19 protein-coding genes and 2 tRNA genes are annotated in these 26140 nt (G+C 37.3%); 8 read left to right on the top strand and 13 right to left on the bottom strand.

The window, feature by feature from the left end; all coding sequences use genetic code 11:
* Positions 1-2: 2 nt before the first annotated feature.
* The 4 genes from K5X82_13300 to K5X82_13315 all read right to left on the bottom strand — a co-directional run bounded on the left by K5X82_13300 (position 3) and on the right by K5X82_13315 (position 6631).
* Positions 3-1004, bottom strand: coding sequence for a DUF6427 family protein (locus tag K5X82_13300; GenBank protein QZT36241.1), 1002 nt, complete (start codon positions 1002-1004; stop codon positions 3-5).
* 97 nt (positions 1005-1101) lie between these two features.
* Positions 1102-2373, bottom strand: coding sequence for a phosphoribosylamine--glycine ligase (gene purD / locus K5X82_13305; GenBank protein ID QZT36242.1), 1272 nt, complete (start codon positions 2371-2373; stop codon positions 1102-1104).
* Between the two features lie 156 nt (positions 2374-2529).
* Complete coding sequence (locus tag K5X82_13310) at positions 2530-3240, bottom strand: polysaccharide deacetylase family protein (protein QZT36243.1); 711 nt, start codon at positions 3238-3240, stop codon at positions 2530-2532.
* Between the two features lie 274 nt (positions 3241-3514).
* The gene (locus tag K5X82_13315) at positions 3515-6631 is read right to left on the bottom strand and encodes a DUF2723 domain-containing protein (protein ID QZT36244.1); all 3117 of its coding nucleotides are present in this window, start codon (positions 6629-6631) and stop codon (positions 3515-3517) included.
* Between the two features lie 238 nt (positions 6632-6869).
* Between K5X82_13315 and K5X82_13320 the strand changes: the two genes are divergently transcribed.
* A complete protein-coding gene (locus K5X82_13320; protein QZT36245.1) occupies positions 6870-7766 on the top strand; it encodes a hypothetical protein in 897 nt (298 codons plus the stop codon).
* Between the two features lie 670 nt (positions 7767-8436).
* Here K5X82_13320 and K5X82_13325 read toward each other — a convergent pair.
* Entirely contained in the window at positions 8437-11475 is a 3039-nt protein-coding gene (locus K5X82_13325; protein QZT36246.1) for a DUF2723 domain-containing protein, read from the bottom strand.
* 138 nt (positions 11476-11613) lie between these two features.
* Between K5X82_13325 and K5X82_13330 the strand changes: the two genes are divergently transcribed.
* Together K5X82_13330 and K5X82_13335 are read left to right on the top strand one after the other, a co-directional pair.
* Positions 11614-11686: transfer RNA gene (locus tag K5X82_13330), tRNA-Gln, on the top strand.
* Between the two features lie 139 nt (positions 11687-11825).
* A tRNA-Gln gene (locus K5X82_13335) sits at positions 11826-11898 on the top strand.
* Positions 11899-12082: 184 nt separating this feature from the next.
* Here K5X82_13335 and K5X82_13340 read toward each other — a convergent pair.
* Both K5X82_13340 and K5X82_13345 read right to left on the bottom strand, forming a co-directional pair.
* A complete protein-coding gene (locus K5X82_13340; GenBank protein ID QZT36247.1) occupies positions 12083-12844 on the bottom strand; it encodes a hypothetical protein in 762 nt (253 codons plus the stop codon).
* A gap of 160 nt (positions 12845-13004) precedes the next feature.
* The gene (locus K5X82_13345) at positions 13005-14117 is read right to left on the bottom strand and encodes a carboxypeptidase-like regulatory domain-containing protein (GenBank protein QZT36248.1); all 1113 of its coding nucleotides are present in this window, start codon (positions 14115-14117) and stop codon (positions 13005-13007) included.
* 505 nt (positions 14118-14622) lie between these two features.
* Here K5X82_13345 and K5X82_13350 point away from each other — a divergent pair.
* Together K5X82_13350 and K5X82_13355 are read left to right on the top strand one after the other, a co-directional pair.
* The gene (locus K5X82_13350; GenBank protein ID QZT36249.1) at positions 14623-15927 is read left to right on the top strand and encodes an NCS2 family permease; all 1305 of its coding nucleotides are present in this window, start codon (positions 14623-14625) and stop codon (positions 15925-15927) included.
* A 252-nt stretch (positions 15928-16179) separates the two neighbouring features.
* Positions 16180-16827, top strand: coding sequence for a hypothetical protein (locus K5X82_13355; protein ID QZT36250.1), 648 nt, complete (start codon positions 16180-16182; stop codon positions 16825-16827).
* 20 nt (positions 16828-16847) lie between these two features.
* On the opposite strand, the gene K5X82_13360 is transcribed toward K5X82_13355, so the two are convergent.
* Genes K5X82_13360 through K5X82_13370 form a run of 3 tightly spaced genes read right to left on the bottom strand, consistent with a single transcriptional unit; the run spans position 16848 to position 19966 of the window.
* Positions 16848-18164: a deoxyguanosinetriphosphate triphosphohydrolase gene (locus K5X82_13360; protein ID QZT36251.1), complete on the bottom strand. Its 1317-nt coding sequence runs from the start codon at positions 18162-18164 to the stop codon at positions 16848-16850.
* 24 nt (positions 18165-18188) lie between these two features.
* Positions 18189-18899 (bottom strand): M48 family metallopeptidase, encoded by a 711-nt coding sequence (locus K5X82_13365; GenBank protein ID QZT36252.1) that lies wholly within the window; start codon positions 18897-18899, stop codon positions 18189-18191.
* Entirely contained in the window at positions 18896-19966 is a 1071-nt protein-coding gene (locus K5X82_13370) for a flippase-like domain-containing protein (GenBank protein QZT36253.1), read from the bottom strand. The genes K5X82_13365 and K5X82_13370 overlap by 4 nt, the downstream gene beginning before the upstream one ends.
* Positions 19967-20172: 206 nt before the next feature.
* On the opposite strand from K5X82_13370, the gene K5X82_13375 reads away from it, so the two are divergent.
* From K5X82_13375 to hflX, 3 genes are all read left to right on the top strand, one after another.
* Positions 20173-20877, top strand: a complete 705-nt coding sequence (locus K5X82_13375; GenBank protein QZT36254.1) for a hypothetical protein — start codon at positions 20173-20175, stop codon at positions 20875-20877.
* Positions 20878-21063: 186 nt separating this feature from the next.
* The gene (locus K5X82_13380) at positions 21064-21750 is read left to right on the top strand and encodes an energy transducer TonB (protein ID QZT36255.1); all 687 of its coding nucleotides are present in this window, start codon (positions 21064-21066) and stop codon (positions 21748-21750) included.
* A gap of 87 nt (positions 21751-21837) precedes the next feature.
* Complete coding sequence (gene hflX, locus K5X82_13385) at positions 21838-23064, top strand: GTPase HflX (GenBank protein ID QZT36256.1); 1227 nt, start codon at positions 21838-21840, stop codon at positions 23062-23064.
* Positions 23065-23164: 100 nt separating this feature from the next.
* Here the strand turns inward: hflX and K5X82_13390 are convergent, their stop codons facing one another.
* The 3 genes from K5X82_13390 to lpxK all read right to left on the bottom strand — a co-directional run bounded on the left by K5X82_13390 (position 23165) and on the right by lpxK (position 26030).
* On the bottom strand, positions 23165-24172 hold the full coding sequence (locus K5X82_13390) for an aspartate-semialdehyde dehydrogenase (protein QZT36257.1): 1008 nt from the start codon (positions 24170-24172) through the stop codon (positions 23165-23167).
* Between the two features lie 144 nt (positions 24173-24316).
* A complete protein-coding gene (locus K5X82_13395) occupies positions 24317-24991 on the bottom strand; it encodes a hypothetical protein (protein ID QZT36258.1) in 675 nt (224 codons plus the stop codon).
* The gene (lpxK, locus tag K5X82_13400) at positions 24930-26030 is read right to left on the bottom strand and encodes a tetraacyldisaccharide 4'-kinase (protein ID QZT36259.1); all 1101 of its coding nucleotides are present in this window, start codon (positions 26028-26030) and stop codon (positions 24930-24932) included. Before lpxK ends, K5X82_13395 begins: the two co-directional genes overlap by 62 nt.
* Positions 26031-26140: the final 110 nt, after the last annotated feature.

Raw genomic sequence — 26140 nt, forward strand, 5'->3', positions numbered from 1 at the left:
TTTTAAAATGTGATTATATGGAGATATGGTGAACCAATGATCGTCAAGAGAAATAAAACAAACAGTAGATTAAACCACAAATTAGATTTTGAAAATTGAAATATATGGGCCGTTAGATAGGCTAGAGGTATTCCAGTAATAGTGATAAGTTCATAGGAACAAGTCGCAAAAAGGAAGTATATCGCTATCGAACAAAGAACTGTCCAAATCATGATATTCAGATACTTTCGTGATGCCTCTTTCTTTAGACCATACCTCTTAACCACACTCAAAATACCCCATACAACAAAAAATGCCACAACAATACCCTGTTGGTAAATAACCGCATCGTGAGATAAAAACAGGTTTTTACTAAATGTATTAAGTTGTAGTATATTAATGAGAGAGTAGAAATGATCATTCAAATAATATATGGAGCCACAGATATACCATGGTATTATCACCCCAATAATTGGGATAACCAAATGTCGCCAATTAAACTTCTGTCTAAGAATCAAGACGGAGATCCATATGATAGGAAGAAATAGTATCGAAGGGAGATAGAATAGGGAGGCCAAGGATAGGATTATTGACGCAATAAGAATATCTCCAATGGCTCTGCTCGATTGATATGTTTTAAAGATATAATACATGCCTAAAATAAACAGAGTCGCCGCAAACTGCGAAGGGAGAAGTGTATCATACTCTCTGACAGAGCTAGTGAAAATAATATATAAAAAACTCGGCAGATAGGTTCTTGTTTTCATGAATAAGAACTCAGAATTCAGTACATAGACCAATAGCGCATTAATGAATGTCAATAATGTCCCTAGTATGGCAACAGTAAGTGTCGCTTTATTTGGAAATAGATTGTCTATATAGTGAAATAGTGGCATCGATGACTCTCCTGGATAGAAGTAGAAAGCCACAGGATCAAACCATGTAGGACCCCATAAAAATATAGTTGCTATAAGTAGTAAAATTAAATTGGTGTGACGGTCTGACTTAAGAACTTGTAGCAACATAACTTAGATAGTGGATTTTAATTTTAAACGTCAAAAACAACTCTGTTCTTTCTATGTGTATTAAGAAAAAACAGAGTGTTTTACGAAGATTAAAAAACTAAAGATCGAATCCAAGATCTTTACGATAGAATTTACCTTCAAATGTTATTTTATCTGTAGCCTCATAAGCATTGCTTAACACTTCTTCTAGGCTTTTCCCTTTTGCACTCACCGAAATAACTCGTCCTCCATTGGTTACGATCTCGCTATCTCGAACTGCAGTTCCTGCATGAAAAACAACGACATCATCCGAATCAATGAGCTCTTCTGTAATAACCTTTCCCTTTTCGTATGCTTCTGGATAGCCTCCCGAAACCAACATCACTGTGGCTGCTGCGTAATCCTCTTCCTCATACGTTACTTGATCTAATGTTTGATTAGCAACTCCTTGTAGAAGCGCGACTAAACTACTCTTAATACGTAGCATGATCGCTTCTGTTTCTGGGTCTCCCAATCGAACATTGTACTCAATGACATAAGGGTCGTCATTAACTTTGATAAGCCCCAAAAAGATAAAGCCTTTGTACTCAATCTCCTCTTTCTGGATACCATCAAGTGTAGGTAGCACGATTTGCTCTTTCACCTTCTTCATGAATACATCATCAGCAAATGGTACAGGTGAGATTGCCCCCATACCTCCTGTGTTGAGGCCGGTGTCTCCTTCTCCAATACGTTTGTAATCTTTTGCAACCGGAAGAATCTTGTAACTCTTTCCATCAGTCAATACAAAAACAGAACATTCAATGCCCGAGAGAAACTCTTCAATAACCACCTTAGAAGAAGAGGCTCCAAACTTCCCTTTTAGCATATCCTCGAGTTCCGCTGCCGCTTCATCATAGCTGTCTAAAATGACCACCCCTTTTCCTGCAGCAGGTCCATCTGCCTTTAGTACATAAGGTGCCGAAAGCTCTTTTAAAAATGCTTTGCCTCTCTCTAATGTCTCTAGTGTAAAAGTTTGATATCGTGCCGTTGGAATGTTATACTTCTGCATAAACTCTTTTGCAAAATCCTTACTTCCTTCCAATTGGGCTCCTCTCTTTGAAGGACCTATAACTGCAATATGACCAAGATCGGCATCTGCTTTAAAACTATCATAGATTCCATCACATAGTGGATTCTCTGGGCCTACAAACAGGGTGTCGACTTGGTTTGCCAAACAGACCTCTTTGATATGCTCAAAGTCCATGACATCTCCTGCAATATTATGTCCTAGGTTTGCGGTACCTGCGTTACCTGGTAGAAAGAATAAGTTATCTCTCTGAATATCTTGGGCTATTTTCCAGCCAATGGCATGCTCTCTACCTCCTGAGCCAATGATAAGTATTCTCATGATGACGATGAAATTAGGATATGTGTAATACGACAACGAGGTTTTGGGATCGATGTCTACAGCAAAATTAACTAATTTCGTTGGTTCAGATATATAAATGAGGATGCTTTGCAAATTGTTTACAAACAATTCACAATCCTTTTGATCAAGATACCATTATGCCCCTTTGGCAATTCGTAGTATTCGCTTGCGAAGTCTTTCGAGTAGCTCTTTGTTGGGTTTGATATATAGTGGACGAATCTTTGGAAATTCTATCTTCTTAAATTCATAGCCTTCCCCTTGTAGAGCCTGAATTGCTAGTGGTAGTGCATATTTTAGATTCTCTTCTGACTTAACGGAGTCATGGAAAGTGATAATACTACCCGGACGAACAAAGTCCAACACATTACGTAGTACTTCTATCTTAGAGATGTTACGGTTATAGTCGCAACTAATCACATCCCACATGATCAATTTATATCGCTGCTTAAGATATCTATATTGGCTACGTTTCACTAAACCGTGGGGTGGACGGAACAGATTAGAGCCAATTAAGCGGTCCGTCTGCTCTATATTTTCGAAGAACTCTTTATTTGGAGTCTTTAGGCCTTGCAAGTGGTTATAGGTATGATTACCTACAGCATGGCCTTCATCAAGGATTCGTTGATAGATCTCGGGATATTTGTAGACATTTTCTCCAACCACAAAGAACGTTGCTTTGATATTGTACTGAGCCAAGAGGTCTAGAACCCATGGTGTGATCTCAGGAATAGGACCATCATCAAAGGTTAGGTAGCACTTCTTCTCCGTATCGTCCATCTTCCAAATCGCTTCAGGAAACCATTTGGTCAATGTTTCAGGTAAATGTACTTGTAACTTTAGCTTCATACACAATATATGACTCATAAACTGAGCCCAACAGTATTGGTTATCATGGTAAATGAATACCACAAAAATAATACCAACTTTTTCTTTTTATGTTAATAGACTGACTTGATATCCAGAAATATCGGCGTCAAAGTTAAATAAATAATAGAGTATAACAAAAATCAGGCTCCTATCTGTAGTGGATGAACTCTATTACCCCCAGGGGTAAAAACAAAAAAACTCCCACCCTATAAGTAGGATGGGAGTCTGAACCAATATCTTTTACGACACTAATTTATAATTTCTGAATGGTTCCTTCAAAAACAGTATCAATAGACTTCTGCAACTGTGCAAGGTCATATTTCTTACAAGTGTCACTCATCTCTTTTAATATATAAAGTGCTCTACGAATATCATTCTGAAGTACCATGCTCTCCGCTTGAGGAAGCTGAGTGTAGTAGTTCAATTGTTCCGTATAGTTGTTCAACATCTCTTTGAAGATCTTCACACCAGCCTCTTTGTCATCTGCTTTAAAATAGGTTTGAGCTATTAACAATCCGAAATAGTCATAAGCAACTTTATCCGACGGAATGACCTCTTCACATCGATTCAGCACTTTAATGGCTTTCAAACGATGATCCAACACTGTATGTTCTTTTCCAATATTTAATTGAGAATCAAACTTCGTACTATCCTGTAGAAGGGCTTCCGCCAATCGAACAAAGCTATTACGGATATTCATTGCCATACGTGCATTGTTTTCATCTAAGTAGACCTTTGGATCATTCATATTACCCCATGTGAATTTCTCCATCATGTTATAATACATCTTATCTGTATCTACCATCGTCACCTCTTCGGCATCATCCGTAAGGTTGCTATTCTTTAATGGTACCAAACGATAGGCAAAACCTTCTGTACGGAAATATGGTTGTAGTCCTAGATACTTATCACTACCCACTGTAATCGCAAAATAGAATGGACGAGTCCAGTCGGTATGGGCAATCATATCTAACAACATCAACTGATCTTTTGTGATAATGTTTCCTTTTAGGTTGATATCGATTTGAGATACAATCTGATCCGAATCTTTTCTTGCCACCAAACCACTCTTAATCACTTGCTCCTTATCGATGGTTACCTTCAACATCCTTGTAGGGAAGAATGATATATTATCTTGCAACTTCGTTGCTTTATTATCCGATTTGATAAAACCATCAATCACATCGCGAAGTTCAAGTCTTTTATCTTTAAACGAAGGGTGTTCGTAAACATAGCAATAGTCGTTTGTCCCAAGAACATATTGATCCTTCTCAAAAGTGATAGGTAGAGGTGCCGAATTCCAAGCTTTACGCTTCATCTGATCAATATACCAATCTGTCTGAAGGTAGCTTAGGTTACAAACCCTCATGTCTGTTCTGATTCCTTCCACATCTTGTGAATACCAAAGAGGGAAGGTGTCATTATCTCCATTGGTGAAGATAATTCCATTCTCTGCACATGTATTCAGGTAGTTGTATCCTGTGCTACGACATGTATATCGATTTGAGCGATCGTGATCATCCCAATTCTCTGATGCCATAATACCCGGAACCAATACCAAAGATGCTAGGGTAGCAATGATACTACTTGTAGTATATGGAGCCACTCTTTTTAATAGATCTATCAATCCAAGTACACCCAATCCGATCCAAATAGTAAAAGCATAAAACGACCCAGCATAAGCATAGTCACGCTCTCTTGGTTGGAGTGGTGTCTGGTTTAGATAAACCACAATAGCCAATCCTGTCATAATGAATAACATCATCACGATGGCAAAATCATATTTCCCTTTCTCGCTTCGGTGATATTGAAAGAACATCCCCAAAAGACCTAAAATCAAAGGAAGCATGTAATATGTATTGTGTCCTCTATTCTCTTTCCAAATGGATGGTAACTCAGATTGGTCTCCCAATCGTACATTGTCGATAAAAGGAATACCCGAGATCCAGTTACCACGAACCACATCCCCATGTCCTTGAATATCATTCTGTCTACCACTGAAGTTCCACATGAAATAACGCAAATACATATAGTTTACCTGATACTTGAAGAAGAAGGTCAGATTCTCTCCAAAAGTAGGTTTCATGATACGTTTTTTCTGTCCTCTATCTCCATCCACTGTTACGGCATGGCCCTTAATATTAGCCCACTTCTTGTACTCTTTAACATGTGTAGGTTGGCTGCTGTACATTCTAGGAAAGAAAGTGCTAGCAATACTCTGATAGTTTGGCGACTGACGAACTTTAACTTTTTTATATTTGCCCCCTTCTTGAACATAACTTGGCTTTGCCTCATCATAAGGTTTGTTCTCATCTAAAGGAGTATTATAGTAAGCACCATAGAACAAAGGACGATCTCCATACTGCTCACGGTTCAGATAGTCCAACAGCGAGAATACATTATTCGGATTGTTCTGATCCATTGGAGGATTAGCCGAAGAACGAATTACAATAGTGGCATAAGAGAAGTACCCAATAATAATTACCGTAGTAGATACTACCACAAGGTTTCTCCATGGCATATCTTTTTTGGTTGTATAGTATATTCCATAAACCAAACCAGAAATAAGCAATATAGAGTATAAGATAACCCCTGTGTTATAAGGCATTCCCAATGAATTGACTGTGAATAGTTCAACCCAACTAGCAAACTTTATGACCCCAGGAATAATTCCCCACATAATAGTTCCAAGAATTACAACTGAAACTCCTAGTGCTATAGCAGCACCTTTCCAACTAGGCTTATATTTCTTAAAGTAGTAAACCAATCCAATGGCTGGTATTGCTAATAGATTCAAAAGGTGAACCCCTATAGAAAGTCCGATCATATAGGCTATAAACACCAACCAACGGTTTGCGTGTGGTTGATCAGCTTCATTTTCCCATTTCAGTATAGCCCAAAATACAATGGCTGTAAACAGAGATGATGTGGCATAAACTTCACCCTCTACTGCCGAAAACCAAAAAGTGTCGGAGAATGTATATGCCAAAGCACCAACAGCACCCGCACCAAAAATAGAGATCATATCTCCTAGGGAAGGATTCTCTTTGCCTGATACAATATTCTTTGCCAAGTGGGTAATACTCCAAAAAAGAAAAAGAATAGTAAAGGCACTAGCCAAGGCCGATAAACCATTGATCATCATCGCTACTTTCGACGGATCTGAAGCAAAAATAGAGAAGAAACGTCCTAACAAAAGGAAGAATGGTGCCCCCGGTGGGTGTCCTACTTCTAATCTATAGGAAGTGGTGATAAATTCTCCACAGTCCCAAAAACTGGCTGTCGGTTCAATGGTCATCAAATAAACCGTTGCTGCAATAGCAAAAACGATCCATCCAATGATCTTATTGTAAAATTTGTATTGCTTCATTTTCTTTTGTCTAAAAGTATAATGGATTAATTTTTATCTGTCTTTTTGGTGCAAATCAATCAAAGAGAGTTCGCCACCACGAAAATAAAAAAATTTATTGATGTATATGAGTCTTTAATTCGACTTATAACCCTAAACCCTAGAAAAAGAGTTATTTTAAACATTATATACTTTGAATACTTTGTATATCTCAATTTTCTGATTTGATTTGTAGAATATCGAAGTAAAAATCAAATGAATGAGAAACTTAAGTAAATTCAAAGGCTTTGCCTTTTTCCTTATCGTAACAGCAATGATGCTGTCTCTAACGCAGTGTTCTCCTATTGCTGGACTACAAAAGAAATACACTTCTTCATTAGAACAAGGTGATTACCAGGCAGCTTTGGACTATGCTGAAGCTCTTATGGCAGAACAAGGAAAAGACAATAAAGATGTTCCTGCAGAAACATACTTAATGGCAGGAAAGTCTGCTCTAAAACTCAAACAAACCGACAAGGCATTAAAAAATCTTGCATTGGCCTACTCCCTAGGTTCTAGCGATGCAGAGATGCTTAGCGATCTAGCCCTAATATACAAGCAAAAAGGGGAGATGTCGAAAGAGATGCGTGTTCTTAACGATCTAATGAAACAGACCGATTCGGAATATGCAAAAGCCCTAAACGAGAGATATTTTATGATTAATGTGGAGGCCGAACTATATGATAAGGCTGATACATTATGGCAAACACAAACACCAGCATTCAAAGAGTCTAAAGAGGGATTAACTGCCTACCTGATGATATGTTATAAACTGAGAAAATCGAATGAGGTATCCGCTACTGCCAAAAAGCTGGTGAAGCTTGATCCTACAAACTACTTGGCCAGACGTACTCTTGCTATCGATGTCTACTATATAGCCGATGACCATTATAAAAAGGCAATGGCAACATACAACAAGAATAAAACACGTCGTAACTACGCTATCCTTTTGAAAGAGCTGATAAAGAGTGGTAAAAACTACCGATATGCGCTATCTAAATTGAAAGCTGTCTACAAAATTCAGAAAGAGAAGCATCTCGCTCTTTATATCTCAAATGTATACGCACGTCTAAATGACAAAAAGATGATGGCCTACTATAAGCGATTATCAAAATAGAAAAGGCCAATCCACCTTTCAGTAATACCTTCATAGCTACCTTGCTGTCACCCAATAATTACTGAAATATAGCTTTTAAACTATCTTCTTGTGACTGAATAGTTGCTGAACTGTAGCTCTTTATCCACACCACTACAACCTAGTCATCTCTTGGTTATAGTCGTGTGGATATTTTATCACCCCCAACTGTACCCCGAACTAAAGAAATTTATTTCATTCGTTCCATCTCAACTACTACTTAACGATAGTCCTCATTCCACACCACTACAAACTAGTCATCACTTGGTTGTGGCTTAATCGTTATCTCTTTATGGCCTCCTAAATACTTCCTAAGTACCTCCTCCGCCCCTCATAGGTACCTCCTTCGACCTTTGTCCAAGATTCGTCCATGGTTCAGCCATGTTTCAGCCACCAAAACCCCCGAAATCGATGGACAAACCATGGACGAACCATGGCTGAACCATGGACAAAGGTCGGAGATGGTACGATTGAGGTTCGGAGGAGGTACCTAGGAAGTGCGTTGTCGAGATAGGCAAAAAGAGAGTAAAAAAGACCGTAAAAGGACGGTGTAAGAGGTAGAAAAAAATAGCGATTCTAGGCTTGGATAGTGAAAAGCCATAGAATCGCTGTTGTTTTGAGCGGATAATCTGTTTGCTCTAGATTGAGATATCTACTCTTGTGGGTTCTCTAGTTGGAGGATTAACTGCTCCAATTTCTGGTCGATACGTTTTTGGAATGCATCTTCACATTGACCTTCTTTCGCGATCTGTGTGCAAGCTGTAAGGATATTGATCCTTTTCGGGATACGGTTGTCGTAACTTGCTGCCAAATATGGTGGGAGAGAGGTGTAATACTCTATCCATTGATAGGCTTCGTCGAAAATCTCAAACAAAAGGGTCTGTCCCTCCGTTTTCAGTTGGTGCTTTAGAAGTATCGTTACTAAAGCGAGGTCTTCTTTTGTGATTAACTTAGGAGAATGCATGGTGTACTTCTCAAATTGCTTGAAAGCCTCTTTTGCTTTTGACTTGTTGCCATCTTGCAGCTGCTGGATGATAAGGTTCTCGTATGCTTGTTTCACTTTTGCTGAGTGTAGTGTTTTGATGGAGGTGTCGTCCCAAAAAGTGTCGCTCTTACCAAGTTGTTTCCACTGATAGTTATTGATGATCTTACCCATACGGTCTGAAGAGATCTCACCAATACATTTTTCTGTAGGGGTGAATTCATACGGTATCAGGGTGTAAGTTAGACCATCAAATCGAACATAAGGTTTTAGATCTAGGTTGATTCCATCTAAGGCGCTAGGGTCAAAAGATATTGGTCGATCCCATTTATAGTGGCAAAGCATATTCAGAATCATCAAGTCACTCTTAAATATACCTTTCCCCTTAAGTTTGACAAATAGGGTGTCTTTGATATCTCTGTTTTGGATGGTTTCATGAAGAAAGCCACTATTAACCTCTGCTTTATTGATAGGAATTGCAATGGTTTTGGATGGGATATAGTCAATCTTATTTCCACTAGTCGTCTTTACTTTGGTTCTAATATCTTTAGATCCAATCCATTGATGGATCAGTTGTTGAATTGGGAATGGAGATTTGATTCGATTTATGATTGGGATATACTCTCTTATATCTTCCGCGACTTGCCCTCTCTTTAGTTGGATAGGTAGTGGTGTTGAGGTATACACTTTTCGTTGCATTTGACGTATGTACCAGTTGGCAGATAGAAGGCTGGTATTACAAACTCGAATATCAGTTCGTTGCCCTTCAACCTCTTGAAGATACCATAATGGGAAGGTGTCGTTGTCTCCATAAGTGAATAGTATCGCCTGTTTTTCTAAAGGGTTTAAGGTGTTTTGTGCCAATTGGTGGGCTAAGCTTCTATCACTTCTGTCATGGTTTTTCCAATTTTGTTGTAATAGACGTAGAGGAACCAGAAGTAAGAGCCCTGAAACGATGATCGTTACACTCTTATTGGGGTTTTTTGATGTGATCTTTTTAAGTATATAGTAGGCACCCATTCCTATCCATATGGCAAATGCATAGAATGATCCGACATATGCGTAGTCGCGTTCTCTTGCCTGTATCGGTGTTTGATTTAGGTAGATGACAATGGCAATTCCAGTAGTGATAAAGAGCAACACAATAGGCGTAAAGTCTTTGCCTTCTGATCTACTTGAAGTCATTTGTAGGTATAGTCCAATAAGTCCTAATAGTAGGGGCAAGAAGAGGTAGGTGCTCTGTCCTTTTTTGCTGTTGGTGGCATCAGGTCGTTTGTTGGTATCACCGACCATCCAGTAGTCCAAGACGGGTATGCCACTGATCCAATTGCCATAAAGTATATCGCCGTAGCCCTGCATTTCGTTCTGTCGACCTACAAAGTTCCACATAAAGTAGCGAAAGTACATGTGGCCTAATTGATATGTAGTGAAGAAGGTGAAGTTGTCGATGGCACTAGGGCGATAGATTTTCTGATTTATGCCAGATTGTTTGACGTTAATCCACTTGCCACTCTCTCCCGTCCATGATTGATATATTTGAGGGTGTTGCCCTCGTGCACTATACATTCTTGGGAAGTAGGTGTTAAATCGATCGTCATATTTTGGGGAAAGTGTGCCGTTTTGATCAATATATTTCCCTTTTTCATATCGATATTTAGTACTCCCTTTTTTCTGCCCTACTACGGGAGCAGTATAGTAGTTACCATAGAGAAGAGGACGGTCGCCATACTGCTCTCTATTGAGGTACTCTTGTAGACGAAACATATCCGTTGGTGCATTCTCATTGATTGGCGGATTGGCATTGGTTCGAATGACAATCGTAGCATAACAGCTATAGCCAATAATGACAAGAGCAGTTGCATTGGTGATAAGGTTTAACGTTGCTTTACCTCTCGAAATACTGTATCTGTTTAGAAATACAAATGTGAGGAAGAAGAGAATGACAAAAGATATGATACCCGTATGTTTGGGTAGATTAAGTTGGTTTACTGAAAGGAGTTCAAGTTTTGATATGAGCCATGGTATACCAGGTATGATCCCGTAGTTTATGGCCAGGATCAATAGTCCAGATAAGGCAAGTGCAATCAATGAGTTTTTGGTATTAATCTCCCATTTGTGGTGATAGATAATAAAAATGATCGCAGGGATGGCGAGTAGGTTCAGTAGGTGCACACCAATAGATAGTCCAATAAAATAGAATATCATGAGTATCCAACGGGAGAAAAGAGTGTCGGTTTCATCTCGCCATCTAAGGATGGACCAAAAAACGACTGCGGTAAAGAAGCTAGATAGTGCATATACCTCGGCTTCTACTGCCGAAAACCAGAAGGTGTCGGTAAAAGCAAAAGTTAATGCTCCTATTGCAGCTCCAATAGGAATAATCTTAGATTGTAAGGCTTTCTTGTGGCTAATAACTCTTACGATGGTCCAATATAGGAACATAACCGTTGCTGCACTTGCTAATGCTGAGACACTGTTGATAAGTAGTGTTGACACTTGTGGTGTCGAAGAGATGGACGAAATAGCTCTAGCTACAATGAGGTAAAAAGGGGCACCAGGTGGATGTCCAATTTGTAGTTTGTAGGCCGTTGCAAGGAATTCACCACAATCCCAGAAACTGACGCTCTTTGAAAGTGTGAATAGGTATATGATAAGACTGAAACTAAATAGCCCCCAGCCTATTAGGGTATTGGTCCTTTTATTCATCATTGGATTTTATGCTTTTGTGATCCCAATACAAAGATAATTTTATGATTTTTTTTTACTACTTTTTTATCCGATTGTTTGCATAATAAAAAAAAGAGCGTACATTTGCACCCGTCTTAAACAAAGAGACACATTAAAGATTGACCCATGGTGTAATTGGCAACACATCTGATTTTGGTTCAGAAGAGTCCAGGTTCGAGCCCTGGTGGGTCAACAATAAAGTTCTTTTATTGTTGATTTTTTTTAGTAGCCTCCCGTTAAATGGGGGTATTTTTAATAAAAAATTTTGTAAATAATAAAAAGGATTTTATATTTGCAACGTCTTAAAACAAGAGACGTTCATAGTTAAAGATTGACCCATGGTGTAATTGGCAACACATCTGATTTTGGTTCAGAAGAGTCCAGGTTCGAGCCCTGGTGGGTCAACGAAAAAAAGCTATCCAATTTGGATAGCTTTTTTTTTATGTTTTTTTTCGACACACTAGAAAGTGTATATGACTTACTGTATGAGGTCATCCGTAATTTGCGCTAGTGCAGGTCTTAACTACTGTGAGGCTTGTGATGTTAATTGAACCTTTCAATAAAAACCTGTTGTTTGGAAAGCAACGGATTAAATGTCTCTTTGGGTTAGACTGTCGGTGATGCGATTATTTGTCACCTCATAATTATAATGTTTTTTTACGATAGCTTCGTGTTTGGGAGGATAGATGTACTTCTCTTCTAATACTTTTTCATTGATTGTATTGTAGTAGAAGTTACGGCATGAGATCACCTTTCCCTTCTCGTCATAAGTGGTTATACTGGTTAAGATATTTGAAGAGTAGTCATATTCCATTCTTGAAGTGTGTTTGGGTGACATATAATGGATATGCTTGGTCTTTAGTTTACCAAGTTCGTTGTATTCATAGGTCGACTCTCTAGTGATGATATTTTTCTTTAGTACTTGTTGTTTGACAAGTTTATGGGTTTCATTGTAGAAAAATAGTACCGTTCTACTTTGGTTCTTATCAATGCTACTTACAATCTTCTCCGTTAAATATTTGCTTTTGCTATACTCGTACAATATCATCTCTTCGACAACATAAAGCTTTTGATTGGATGCATTTTTTGAATAGGTTACGACATCCTGAATCTGCTTCTCTGAATTGTAATAGTATAGTTTATAGTATCTAAGAGAGTCGTTCTCATAAGTGTTGGAACGTGTCAATTTACCATCTTTATTATAGATGTTTTCTGTGCGGATATTTTTCTCTCCTCTAAAGTTAACGTATGATTCATATACAGTTTTGACCCTTGAGAACTGAGGGGTTTTATCTATATGTGAATCATAGTTTGGCTTGCATGATGCCAATATCAGTGATATGAGCATCATAATACATGTGTATCGTGTTGCAACTTTCTTACTCATGAACAGGCAATGTCTTGGTGTTATACAATACAAATATAGTGAAACATTTTTTAAGTTTGTATTATGTTATATTAACAATGCGTTCTGTTTTTATTGTCACCTGCAATATTTTACTGTGTTAGAGTTATTTCCAATAGTAGAAATATTTTTTTAGACTCTTACTTTGTGCCTCTTTGTAAGTTTTGGTTACATAAACATTTGCATGGGTGTTTATGGCTTTATCCCCCTCTGTTTGTCTTGTAAATTGGACCGACTCAAGAAGATATTTGTTTCCGTCTTTTTGATATTGAGTGGCAAAGTAGTAGCGGTTTGTGGCTGTTTCTGTCTTTTTTGTATAGTGGTTTGCTGAGATCGGGGAGAAGTTTGAAGCATTCACCCACACTTCGTTTTTAATGATGGTCGTGTCACTCATATTAATGTATGCCTTACCTTTATACTCAGTTGCGTATGGATCGAAGGTAATATCAAAAGAGGGCTTTAGTAGCTCATAGTCGACAACCCATACTATATCTCCATTGATTTTAGATTCGTTGTTCTTACTTAGTTTGAATTTTTTGATAGTATATGGATTGAAAATACCACGTTTCCACTTCGCTAAATCAAATTGAAGAAGATCATTAATATATAGTGCTCTATGGTCAAGGTCTCTATTCTTAGGGTTATCTAGTGTGACATTTTTAAGGTTATATCCATAGTTTTTGAACAGAACTGAGTCGTTAAGAAGCTGGTATCCCTTTTGATCTGTATAGAGAATGTTGGCTTGATGGTTGTGGTTTTGTCCCTTAGAAGCAAAAGCATATTCGTAGTGTGCATCCAAGCTGTATGGTGTTTGAATAAAATGTTTTTGGGTGTTAAGTGCAGCTGTACGTAGGATACGAACTAGTACCAATGATTGCGCTTGTATATCAACTTCTTGGATAGAGAATGTCTGTTTTTTTAGTTCAATCTGTAGAATGATACCTGTTTTAACGTTCTTCCAAGGTATCTGTATGTTGTGGAATCCTACTGCCGAAACAATAATATCATTTCCGATAGATTTTTCTGGAACTTTTAATTGAAATTCTCCATCAAAATTACTTGCAGTTCCAGTCATGGTTCCGTCGATGCCTATGTTAGCATATGGAATAGACTCTTTGGTTTGAGCGTTAAGTATAACTCCATTTAGAATGACCGATTTCTGTGCATATAGCGAAAAGGATAGAACCATTATTGTGAAAAGAGAAACTATTTTTTGCATCTTATTTATGTGTTTAGATGGAACTTACGATATTATATTTTTGATAAATTTACAAAGAGTCATTGAAAGTAAAAAGTAAAACCCACTGAGCTCTAGTTATTTTATTTGACACGACATTTCATAATTCAATTGGTATTATAGTAACGGAATGTTGTGTCTGTTTGTTTTAATAGAGCTGTACTTTATGTTAATATTTTCATTTCAAGGTACAAAAGAGTATCACCCCGATATATTTTGATATGATTAAGAGGTCTCCTGATTATTGTATGCAAAGTGGAGGGAGGTCTGAAACTTAATAAAATAAAGTGAAAGGTATGGTTTTGTATGTTGTTGAGAATATGTCATATATATCGTCTTCATGTTGAAAATATTTAAAATCACTCCATATTCATTGGTAAAGGTGATTCCACTGTTTTATTTATTGATAATTGTATTATTTTTGCCCCAATTTTTTTATTATCAACAAGGGGAAAGTTTAGACTGACACTTTAAAATCTAACAGAAAATGCTTGAGACACTCTTTAAGCTTAAAGAAAACGGGACAAGTGTAAGAAACGAGATTCTTGCAGGGATAACAACTTTCATGACCATGGCGTATATTTTGTCTGTTGCGCCAAATATGTTGTCTGCAACCGGAATGGATAAGGGGGCATTATTTACTGCTACAGTTTTGACGTCCGTTATCGGGACACTTTTGATGGCATTGATAGCCAACCTTCCATATGCGCTGGCACCTGGAATGGGAACGACAGCCTTCTTTGCTTTTACCGTATGTATTGGAATGGGATATAGCTGGGAAGTTGCGTTGACTGCGATCTTCTTAGAGGGGTTGTTTTTTATCTTTTTGACCTTGATTAATGTGAGAGAGAAGATAATTGGAGCTATTCCACTGTCTGTACGTCAGGGTATTACCGTTGGTGTTGGGATGTTTATTACTATGATAGGTCTTAAGGGAGCTGGAATTGTCGTAGATAATGGTGCGACGTTGGTTACTATGGGGGATTTGACATCGCCTTCTGCTGTGATAGCTATTTTAGGAATTATATTGACTGGAGCTTTATATTATAAGAAGGTGCCGGGATCGATCCTTATCGGGATGATTTTCTGTACATTGATTGGTTTACCTATGGGGGTGACGCAGTTGCCAGAGAGCTGGGATTTTGCGATACCTTCGATCTCTCCGATTGCTTTTCATCTTGATTTCAGTTGGATTGGCAGCTTTGATGAGACGATAAACATTGTAGTGGTTTTGTTTGCATTTCTTTTTATCGATATGTTTGATACTATTGGGACACTTGTAGGTGTATCTAATAGTGCAAATATGGTGGATGAAAATGGAGAAATTAAGAATCTTAAGCAAGGATTGACAGCCGATTCTATTGCAACAGTTTGTGGTGCACTATTAGGGGTGTCTACTGTGACTACGGTATCGGAAAGTGCTGCTGGTATTGCAGAGGGTGGCCGAACAGGTTTAACGTCTATGGTTACGGCTAGTTTCTTGTTGATCGCATTACTTCTATCTCCTCTTTTCTTAATGGTTCCTGCAGCAGCAACGACTCCTGCTCTATTTATTGTGGGGGTAATGATGATGAGTGAGACCAGTAAAATTAACTTTAAAGATTTTACAGAAGCAGTTCCTGCATATTTTACTTTCATGTTGATGCCTTTGACCTACTCTATAGTCAATGGAATCATGATGGGGGTTATCTCTTATGTTTTTATCAAACTCTTGACGGGTAGAAGAAAAGAGGTGACTATATCTATGTGGATTTTAGCTATTGTATTTATGATAAAGATTTTTGTGTCGTAGTACTTTGCCACGAAATCGAATGAAGAAAGGTGCAGCTGTTTTATTACAGTTGCACCTTTTTTATGGGGTACGTATACCAATTATGATGATTTTATGTTATATAAGTATGGGCTGAATGAACAAGAGTATCGCCTTGCTGTTTAAAATTAATAGAACATTAAAACGTCGTTAGAATTGTTATCTTTGTTAGAAAGGATATCGTAAGTTGTTCTTATCGATGTAAATACAAACACAAATAAGGAAACATAGATTATGTATCAAAGATTAATTATTTATTGTGGAATATTAGCAATAGGATTGGCCTCGTGTGTTTCGAAGAAGAAATATGTAGAGCTGGAGACTCGTAAAAAGAAGAGTGATCAGCGAGTGGTGACGCTAAAGAAAGAGTTGTCTTCGACCCAAAAAGAGTTAAAAGATAGAAATGTTGCTTTTGATCAGATTCGTGAGGATCTAGAGTATAGCAATACAAAGATGTTGAGTAAAGTGGATGAAGTAGCAGATAAGATGGCTATGGAGTCGCAAAAGAATCAAGAGATAAGTGGTGAGTTAGAAGATCAGTTGTTCTCGTACAAGAATGAGAACAGACAGTTGAGTTCAACAATAAGCCAGATGAATGAAGATATCGCAAAATATAAGAGTGATATCAAGATATTTAAGAAGAGTTTAGAGGCAAAAAATAGCGAACTTATTGAGGTGAAGTATGCTTTGAATAATGAGAAAGATAAAGCGGTTGTTTTAAATAATAAGATATCATCAAATGATGATAAGATGATGGCTCTAGAACAAAAAAGAGCGGCTTTGACAAAGAGTATCTCGTCATTAAAGAGTCAGATTAAGAGCCAAAATGAGGAGATAGAGCGTTTAAAGAACAATGTAAAGTTGTTGAAGAAACAGATCTAACCCCCACTTGGGTGTCTTGTTTAATAGAAGGCTGGAACAGATATTCCTTCCATTCTACGGTATAATTCTAAGGCATATACATCTGTCATCCCCGATACATAATCAACAATGGCTAAAGTCCGTTTGTATGTGTCGGGGTTGTTTATGTCATATTGTTTAGGAATAAGTGATCGCATGTTTTTAGCGTGTGGTGTATTTGGTTTTTCAAGTGCATGAATAAATCTGTCCAACAGTGTGGTGATGATCTTATGTCCTGCAATTTGAATCTCGACTACATCACGTTGCATATAGATCTCTTCTTTGGATATTTTGTGGATGCGATCTAATGCATCTAAAGATTTGGAAGAGATAGATTGAATTAGAGGTGTAACTTTCTCTCCATCCATTATCTCCTTATAGTGAAGCATGAATTGCTCAAAACACTCATTTGTAAGCTTGCCTATCGTAATCGATCTAAGGTAGGATACTTTTTCGTTTTTGTCCTCTATGGTATTCAATGTCTTCAATGTTTTAGAGGTGCTGTCTTCTTCCTTATGGAATGGCAGTAAGAACTCTTCGACACGATCGTAAGTAAGAATTTTCATTTTATATGCATCCTCAATGTCCATGACTTGGTAGCATATGTCATCGGCAGCTTCCACGAGGTAGACTAGAGGGTGACGGGCATACTGTCCTTCTGTTTTTGTTATTCCTAATGTATCTGCGATTTTAATATAGGTCTGTTTTTGGTCTTGGAAGAATCCAAATTTCTGTCTTGTGGTCTTTGTGGAATCATATGGATATTTAACAATAGATGCCAGTGTGGAGTAGGTTAGGGAGAAGCCACCAGGACGTCTGCCTATGAATTGGTGTGATAATAATCTAAAGGCATTTGCATTTCCGTCAAACTGAACGAAGTCATTCCACTGCTCGTTGGTGAATTGGGATTGATATTTCTTACCATAATGGTTCTGGAAAAAGTCGGATATGGCATATTCTCCAGAGTGACCAAAAGGTGGATTTCCGAGATCGTGTGCCAAACATGCTGATGCGATGATTGCACCAATCTCACTTGCTAGTTCCCAGTCAAGCTCATTTCGTTTTATGAGTTCGGCAGATAGCATGGCACCTAAAGATCTTCCAACACTAGCAACTTCAAGACTGTGGGTTAAACGGTTGTGTACAAAGATGGAGCCTGGTAATGGAAATACTTGTGTTTTATTCTGTAGTCGGCGAAATGTAGCAGAGAAGATAATACGATCATAGTCTCTCTGGAATTGTGACCGATGATCAAAATTCTGGGTGCTACGATTCTCTTGACCTAGTCTTGTGGGGCATATAAGTTGATTCCATTTCATAATTCTCGATTTAAATATTAGCGGTTACCATCTGTGTGGGTGATACTGTTTTATCTCCTGGTCTAACTGTTTGATATTAGGAATCATTTTTTGCATTGCAGCTTTAAAATCTTTTCCGTGGTTCGGGATAATGGTGTGTGTCAATTCATGTATTATTACCATGTCGATTAGGTGACTTGGAAGCCTCATGAGATGTTGGTTTAAATTGATGTTTCCAAGGGATGAACAACTGCCCCAATTGGTCTTATTGTTTTTAATGAAGCATTTATGGTAGGTTAGTTTAAGTGTTTCACTCCAATGATCTAACCTGATTGGGAGGTATTTCCATGCCTCTATCTTTACTGCTGAATTTAGGAACTGTTTTTTTATGACGTCAATCTTTTCTTGAGGTAGATTCTTTGGAACTAGTAATGTGGTATTGTCGTAATCTTTACTGTTCTCTATTTTAGGGGTTGTAACCTCTCTATATTCGATTTTATATGTATGCCCTTGACATGTCCATAAGTCAGGAAGAGGTGCATCTGTCTTTGGACGTGGCTGTTGTAGCTTTGCTTTTAGTTTAGATCTATTGCTTTCGATCCAATCATTTATCTCTCCCCAGCTTATGTATGGTGGTGTTCCCATAAGTATGCTGCCATCCTGTTTGAAAGAGCAGCGGATGGTGCTCTTGGTGCTACCTCGTCGTATCTTAATTAGTCCAAGGTCTTTCACCTCTATTGTCTTTGTTTCTATCATTTTTTTCTTGTGAAGTTGTTTCTAACCCATATAGGAAAGATGATGGCACCTATAAGAAGATACGGGTAGTAACTTATGGCTCTCCATATTAATGAGACCATATTTCCGTATCCATGTGGGATAAAATCGGTCATGTATTGTGAAAATAGGAATTCCGAGAATCCTGCCCCACCTGGACTTGGCATCACCATCATCATGATCCACATAATAAGTTGTCGAGCAAAGATGATCATTTGATTTGAGATTTCGAAGAGTTGAGGGTTTGGGTTGACCGTAGATACTGCGACTCCTAGAATAATTAAGTTGGCAGTCCAATATCTGGATATCCATGATGTGGTCGTTGCAAAGAATGATTTTATCCAGAAGAAGATAGGTTTGTGTTGTAACGTTTCTGATGCAACGACAAACTCATCCCCATATTGGGCAGCATCTTCTTTCCAACGACGTAAGAATGGAAGAGAAGCTATAGCAACAATTATTTTCTTAAAAAGTAGCGGACGAAAAAAGAGAGCATAGGAGACAAATATTATATAGCATAGTTTGATGGCATATCCAGCAATGGCAAACCATATAAGGTTGTTGACGAAACTGTTTGCATTATACTGTATAAATAAGTTTTGCCAACCGATACTTAGGAGTAGTATTGGAAAGCTGATTGCAAAGAAGAGTTCATCTAGAAAGCTGGTGGCCATCACAATTGTGGTGCTTTCAGCCCAAGAGAGTTTTTCTTGATGAAGGAAAAAAACGGCTACCCCTGTTCCACCAATGGCCGTAGGGGTGATGGCTGATGCAAATTCCCATAAGAACACAACTTTAATACATTGAATCCAGGTAAGTGATTTTCCGGATAGCGTGCGAAGTCGAAGAATATATCCAAAATCTCTGAATAACATAAGCCCCACTGCTCCTAGCAGAAAAAATAGCCCTTGTGTTGTAAAACTGAAGGTGGCTATTTGATCTTTCTCTTTGTAGATAAGATATACAGCAACTACTAATCCGATAATAATAGGGAGTAGTATTCGAGAGAGTTTAAACTGATTTAGATGCTTCTGTGTTGATGTATTCATACCTGTTTCTTTGAATGGATTCAATTTGTGGTAAGGTGGTTTAAACACTTTGTTGTTTTGATATGTTTTATAAAAATATGAAAACAATCGGTATTTATCATCAATTCTGTCGCTTGTAGTTAATTTAATACGAACATTTTAGGGTTTAAGAGGTTACTTTAATACAAACAGTTGATGAAGAGTTCGAACTTTTAACCGAAGCACTTATGGATAATTTGGAATTGCATGGTAATCTATTCAAAAGAGAAAGTCTGAATCGTGTCGTGGAGGATATCGTGCCAGACACCTTGGTCTTTGAGGTGATAAATCCATTCTATGGTTATTATGGAGATAAATCAAAAGCAAATACTCCACTGTATTTTTATATCATGTTTACTAAGAACTACCCATTGTCGTGTGTTGAACATACTATAGAGATGATGAAGGTGGCTCAGTTGATAAACTTAGATGCGGTAAAGGTGGTCCTTAATATTTCAGGGAAAGAGCACTATGGTATACGTTTACGTGGTGTAGAAGGGCATGGTAAGATATTGGAGTTACAGGAGTGTTTTGTGAGGTATGGCTATGAGTTAAGTCGTAACGAATATCGTGATGTGACCTTTGAGGCGAATGTCGAAATCGATAAATTCTTTGAACTAAGCGAAGTGTCGGATAATATGTTTTTTGATAATACCGAAAATAATCATGCATATTTTATTTTGCCTTCTTTTTTGAAGTGGAAAGAGTTTGAACGACTAGATAGACAGGCACATTTGAACTGGGAAGGGTTAAATTTTGATTCGGCTTTGTGTGCATTGAGATTTAATGGTGTGTATAGATCAGCAATAAGAATCTATCGAAAGTCATTAACCCCCGAATTTGTAGATGAAATAAAACGAAGTTATGAGAGGAAGTTAATGTTTATGCAATAGATTTATTGCATAAAATGAATTTGGGTTATTAATTTTTACTGATAAGAGTAATGGTTTTGAGCTGAAGAAGACATTTTTGGGGTGATAAAAAGTGGTGAATCCTATCAATTTAGAATTTTATTTTTTATCTTTAAACCCTCGAAAAGAAAGAATACAAAAAGTTTCAGAATAATTTAAAGTAGGATTATGGAACCAAAAAAAACTCCCAAAGCTGATTTGGAAAGCAAAAGGTCTACCTTTGTCTGGTTAGGTCTTGCTGTCTCATTGCTTGCAGTTTGGTTGGCTTTTGCGTGGACAACAGAGCCTAAGAAAACTGATAGTTTTGGTGCTATGCAGCAAGATGATTTGATAGAGGATGAAATTCCGATTACGACAAAACCAGAGACTCCACCACCACCACCACCACCACCACCACCTGCAGAGATTAGTGATGTGATCACTATTGTGGATGATGAGGAAGTGATTGAAGATGAAATGGAAATCGAAGAATCTGATGACGTGGATGGACCAGTGAAGGTTGAGACAGTCGTTGAAGATGAAAAAGAGGCCGAAGAGGAAGAGATCTTTAACTTTGTTGAGGATATGCCTATGTTTCCTGGAGGAAATGCCGCACTTTTGAAGTATATTGGTAAGACCGTTAAGTATCCAGTTATTGCGCAAGAGAATGGTATCCAAGGAAGAGTTTTCGTTACTTTTGTAGTGGAAAAGGATGGTAGTGTTACAGACGTACGTATTGCTCGTGGAGTTGATAAAGCTCTAGATAGAGAAGCTGTTCGTGTTGTGAAGACACTTCCAAGATGGAAGCCAGGTATGCAACGTGGTAAAGCAGTACGTGTATCATACTCTGTGCCTATTAACTTCGTGTTGAATTAGTAGATCAGAACAAGATATTATATAAAACGAATCCCGATCTTGTCTATATTGACGAGGTCGGGTTTTTTACATTTGTAGGAATAATAGATGGGATCAAAAGAGATAAACATAGAAGATAGAGAGAGATCCGCAGTAGTAGGTCTGATTAATAGTAGTCAAGGCGAGGCAAAAGTGGAAGAGTATCTTGATGAGTTGACTTTTCTTGCCGAAACTGCAGGTGCACATGTTCTAGGACGATTTGTGCAGCGGATGGAGTTACCTAATCGTGCGACATTTGTCGGATCAGGTAAATTGGAGGAGATACATGATTTTGTTAAGATACATGATTTAGATTCTATAATCTTTGATGATGAACTTTCACCTACACAATTAAGGAATATTGAGAAGGTGTTGGAGATCAAAGTATTGGATCGTACAAATCTTATTCTTGATATTTTTGCGAATCATGCACAAACCGCAAGTGCGAGAACACAAGTAGAACTGGCACAATATCAATATATGCTTCCTAGATTGACACGTATGTGGACTCACTTGGAGCGTCAACGTGGTGGTATTGGAATGAGAGGACCAGGAGAGACTCAGATTGAGACAGATAGACGTATTATCCTAGATAAGATATCTCGTTTGAAGAATGATCTGGTAAAGATTGACAAGCAGAAGGCTACACAAAGAAAAAATAGAGGTAAGTCTGTTCGTGTGGCACTGGTTGGATATACCAATGTAGGGAAATCAACGATCATGAATGTCTTGAGTAAGTCGGAAGTGCTAGCGGAGAATAAACTGTTTGCTACACTGGATACCACAGTTCGAAAAGTGGTTGTTCAGAACTTACCATTTCTTTTAGCAGATACTGTTGGATTTATACGAAAATTACCACATGGTTTGGTTAATTCTTTTAAATCAACATTAGATGAAACAAGAGAAGCTGATATTCTTCTTCATGTAATTGATATATCACATGAAGCTTTTGAAGAACAGATTGAGGTGGTAGATCAGACACTGAAAGAGATCGGAGCTTCGGACAAGAAGATGATCTATGTGTTTAATAAGATTGATGCCTTCCAATATACTCCAAAGGAAGAGGATGATTTAACACCTTCTACAAAAGAGAATATTAGTTTAGAAGAGTGGAAGAGAACATGGATGGCTAAGTCTAATGATCAAGCGATATTTATCTCTGCAAAAGAAAGAGATAATATGGAGTCATTTAAGACACTTTTATATAATGAGGTGAAGAAGATCCACGTACAGCGCTTTCCTTATAATGACTTCTTGTTTAATTATTATGATGATGAGTCTGGAGATCAGATATAAAATAGAATAGTCGATCTCATCTATTGCTCTTCATGAAGTTAATCGATGAAAATATTAAATAACCCCAAAGTATCTGATAGATATTTTGGGGTTTATTTTTTTAGAATTGCCCCTCTTCTACAAGATATTCTGCAATTTGAACTGCATTTAATGCTGCACCTTTCTTTATCTGGTCTGCAACGGTCCATAGTGCAATTCCATTCTCTTTAGAGATGTCTTTGCGGACTCTTCCAACATAAACATCATCTGTTCCAGCAAGATCTAATGGCATTGGATAAGATTTATTAGATGGGTCATCTATGCGAGTTATCCCTTTTGTATTGTCAAAAGCATCATTGATTTCTTGAATCGTTAATGGAGCTTCTGTTTCAAGCCATATTGCTTCAGAGTGTGCTCTTAGTACAGGTACTCTTACTGCAGTTGCACTCACTTTAATATCACAATTCATGATTTTCCTGGTCTCGTGGTACATCTTCATCTCTTCCTTGGTATAATCATTTTCCATGAAGATATCGATATGAGGGATTACATTCATTGCCAATTGATGAGCAAATGCATTTACTTGAGGTGCCTCTCCATTTGCTATTTGAGTTGTCTGGAGTTCAAGTTCTTCCATACCAGATGCTCCTGCACCACTTGCTGATTGGTATGTTGAAATGTGGACATTTTTAATAGGAGAGAGGTCATGTATAGGTTTAAGTGCTACCACCATTTGGATTGTAGTGCAATTTGGATTTGCGATGATCTTACTTTGGTATGTGATGGCATCTTTAGCATTCACTTCAGGAACAACCAAAGGTATTGTATCATCCATTCTAAATGCACTAGAGTTGTCTATCATTGTCGTACCAAATTTGGTTATCGTATTCGCATATTCTTTGCTAATAGATGCCCCCGCAGAAGTTAATGCAATGTCAATATCTTTGAAATCATCATTATGACTAAGTTCTTTAACGGTAAGTGTTTTCCCTTTAAATGAATAGGTATTGCCCGCAGATCTTGTTGATCCAAATAAGACAAGTTCATCAAGTGGAAAATTTCTCTCTTCTAGTACTTTAAGGAACTCTTGGCCAACGGCTCCACTAGCTCCAACAATTGCAACTTTCATATGACAGTAAGTTATATCATTAATTTATTCCTATTTATCAAACAGTAGGTGTCTAATTTATTATTTGATACAAAAATAGTGGATTAATTTAAAAATCGTAGATATATGTAGGTAATTATCCCGTTATGGTAACAAATAAAAAGTTTAATTGTAGATTATGGAATTATTGTCTTTAAATTGATTGTAACAATAAAACATATATTTACAGAGATCTGCAACTTGTCTCTTTCTATCACATGGAATGGTTAATAAAAAACAAGCACAATGTTCATGTGTCCATAATGATGCTGTGATGAGGTTAATAAATGTCGTAGTGTGGCTTATTACTGAACGATTGTTTGATGTGAGTTCTTTGTTACTTGTGAGTATTGCTTCTTTTATTGGAATATTTCCACTCTTGAATGCATCTAAAATACTTTGATTCTTCAAACCACGAAATGGGAAAGGGCTGGGGTGTGATATCTCGTTAATACAAGTGACATAAGTTGACTTTGCTTCGCTTAATATCTGTATGTCTAAGAATAATATGTTTTGTTTGTAGAATGTATTTATGGCTTTTACAATCTCAATAGCATCGTCATGTGAGATTGCATTGAATTGGAGCAATAGTGTGTTTACTCCAGATATATTACCGAACATAATAGACAATTGCTCATCTGAACTCTTTATTGAAGGTATTAACCTTGTTTCAATACGTTGGGGATGCTCTGTTATCTCGTATAGGGGCTGAAATAGCTCTGTCGTTATAACTACAAGATCAATGCAACGCTCTATATTGTTTTGTAGAAATGTTGAAATTGCTCGCGTTCTCGCTAACATATTTTACGATCTTTTTGTCAAAATAATTCTTGTTTTCCCCAATGAACTTAACTTTTAATGGGATGGTAAAGAGTTTGTTGTCTATAATATCTGGTACCTCTGTCATGTCTTTGATACGCATCATATCTTTCTCAGTTGTTAGCAAAATAGCTTCTTCATCATGAAATGATTCCCATTCATCTGAAACCTTGACTAAGTCATTTTTCTTAAATTGATAATGATCTGAGTAGATAATAGTTTTTAAATTTGCGCCATTTTTAGTGAGATAGGATTCAAGAGATTCTGGATTTGCGATGCCTGTAAAAAGAACAATGTTTTTACCACTAAAGTCCGTTATCTTTGGTGAACTATTATTTAGTTGTGGCTCAAGTTCACCATAGCTTAGAGTGGTAAAGAAAAGATCTTGAAATGGTTTAATGTCTAGTTCTTTAATGATAAGCCTCTCTTCGATCGGTTTAAGTATTTCGGGGCATTTGGTTACAATGATAATTTGGGCTCTGTATCTCTCTTCTGCGGATTCCCTTAAACGACCGTAAGGTAGAATGTGGTCTTGAGTTATTAACCTGTTAAAGTCTGTTAGTAATATATGTAATCCTGGATTTACTTTTCGATGTTGAAAAGCATCGTCTAGAAGTATTACTTCTGGTCTTGTTGAAGTTTCGTATGCTAATAAGTTATCGATACCACGTACCCTCTTCTCATCAACTGCAACTACAATATCATTATTTTTCATCTTCATTTGAAGTGGTTCGTCACCAACTTCTTGAGCAGTTGAGCTCTCTTTTACTTCTAGGAAACCTGTAGTCTTTCTTTTGTATCCTCGAGATAGGGTAGCGATCTTAAATTTACTTTTAAGCAATTCAATAAGATACTCGGTGTGTGGAGTTTTTCCTGTTCCACCAACCGTAATATTCCCAATTGAAATTATAGGTTGTGCATATTCTTTTGAAGAAAATATTTTATAATCATACATTAAGTTTCTTATGTAGGTTATGAAACCGTAAATCCATGATAGTGGCTTTAAGAATATATTTCCCAAAATGTTTTGTTTTTATGCTTGTTTAATAATGCTATCAAAAGTATAAAAGATAATTCAAAAAAAAGTTCATTTGATATGAACCAAATGAACTTTATTTGAATGTTATGTTT

Source organism: Prolixibacteraceae bacterium (assembly GCA_019856515.1).
In the GTDB taxonomy this organism is placed as follows: domain Bacteria; phylum Bacteroidota; class Bacteroidia; order Bacteroidales; family Prolixibacteraceae; genus Halosquirtibacter; species Halosquirtibacter xylanolyticus.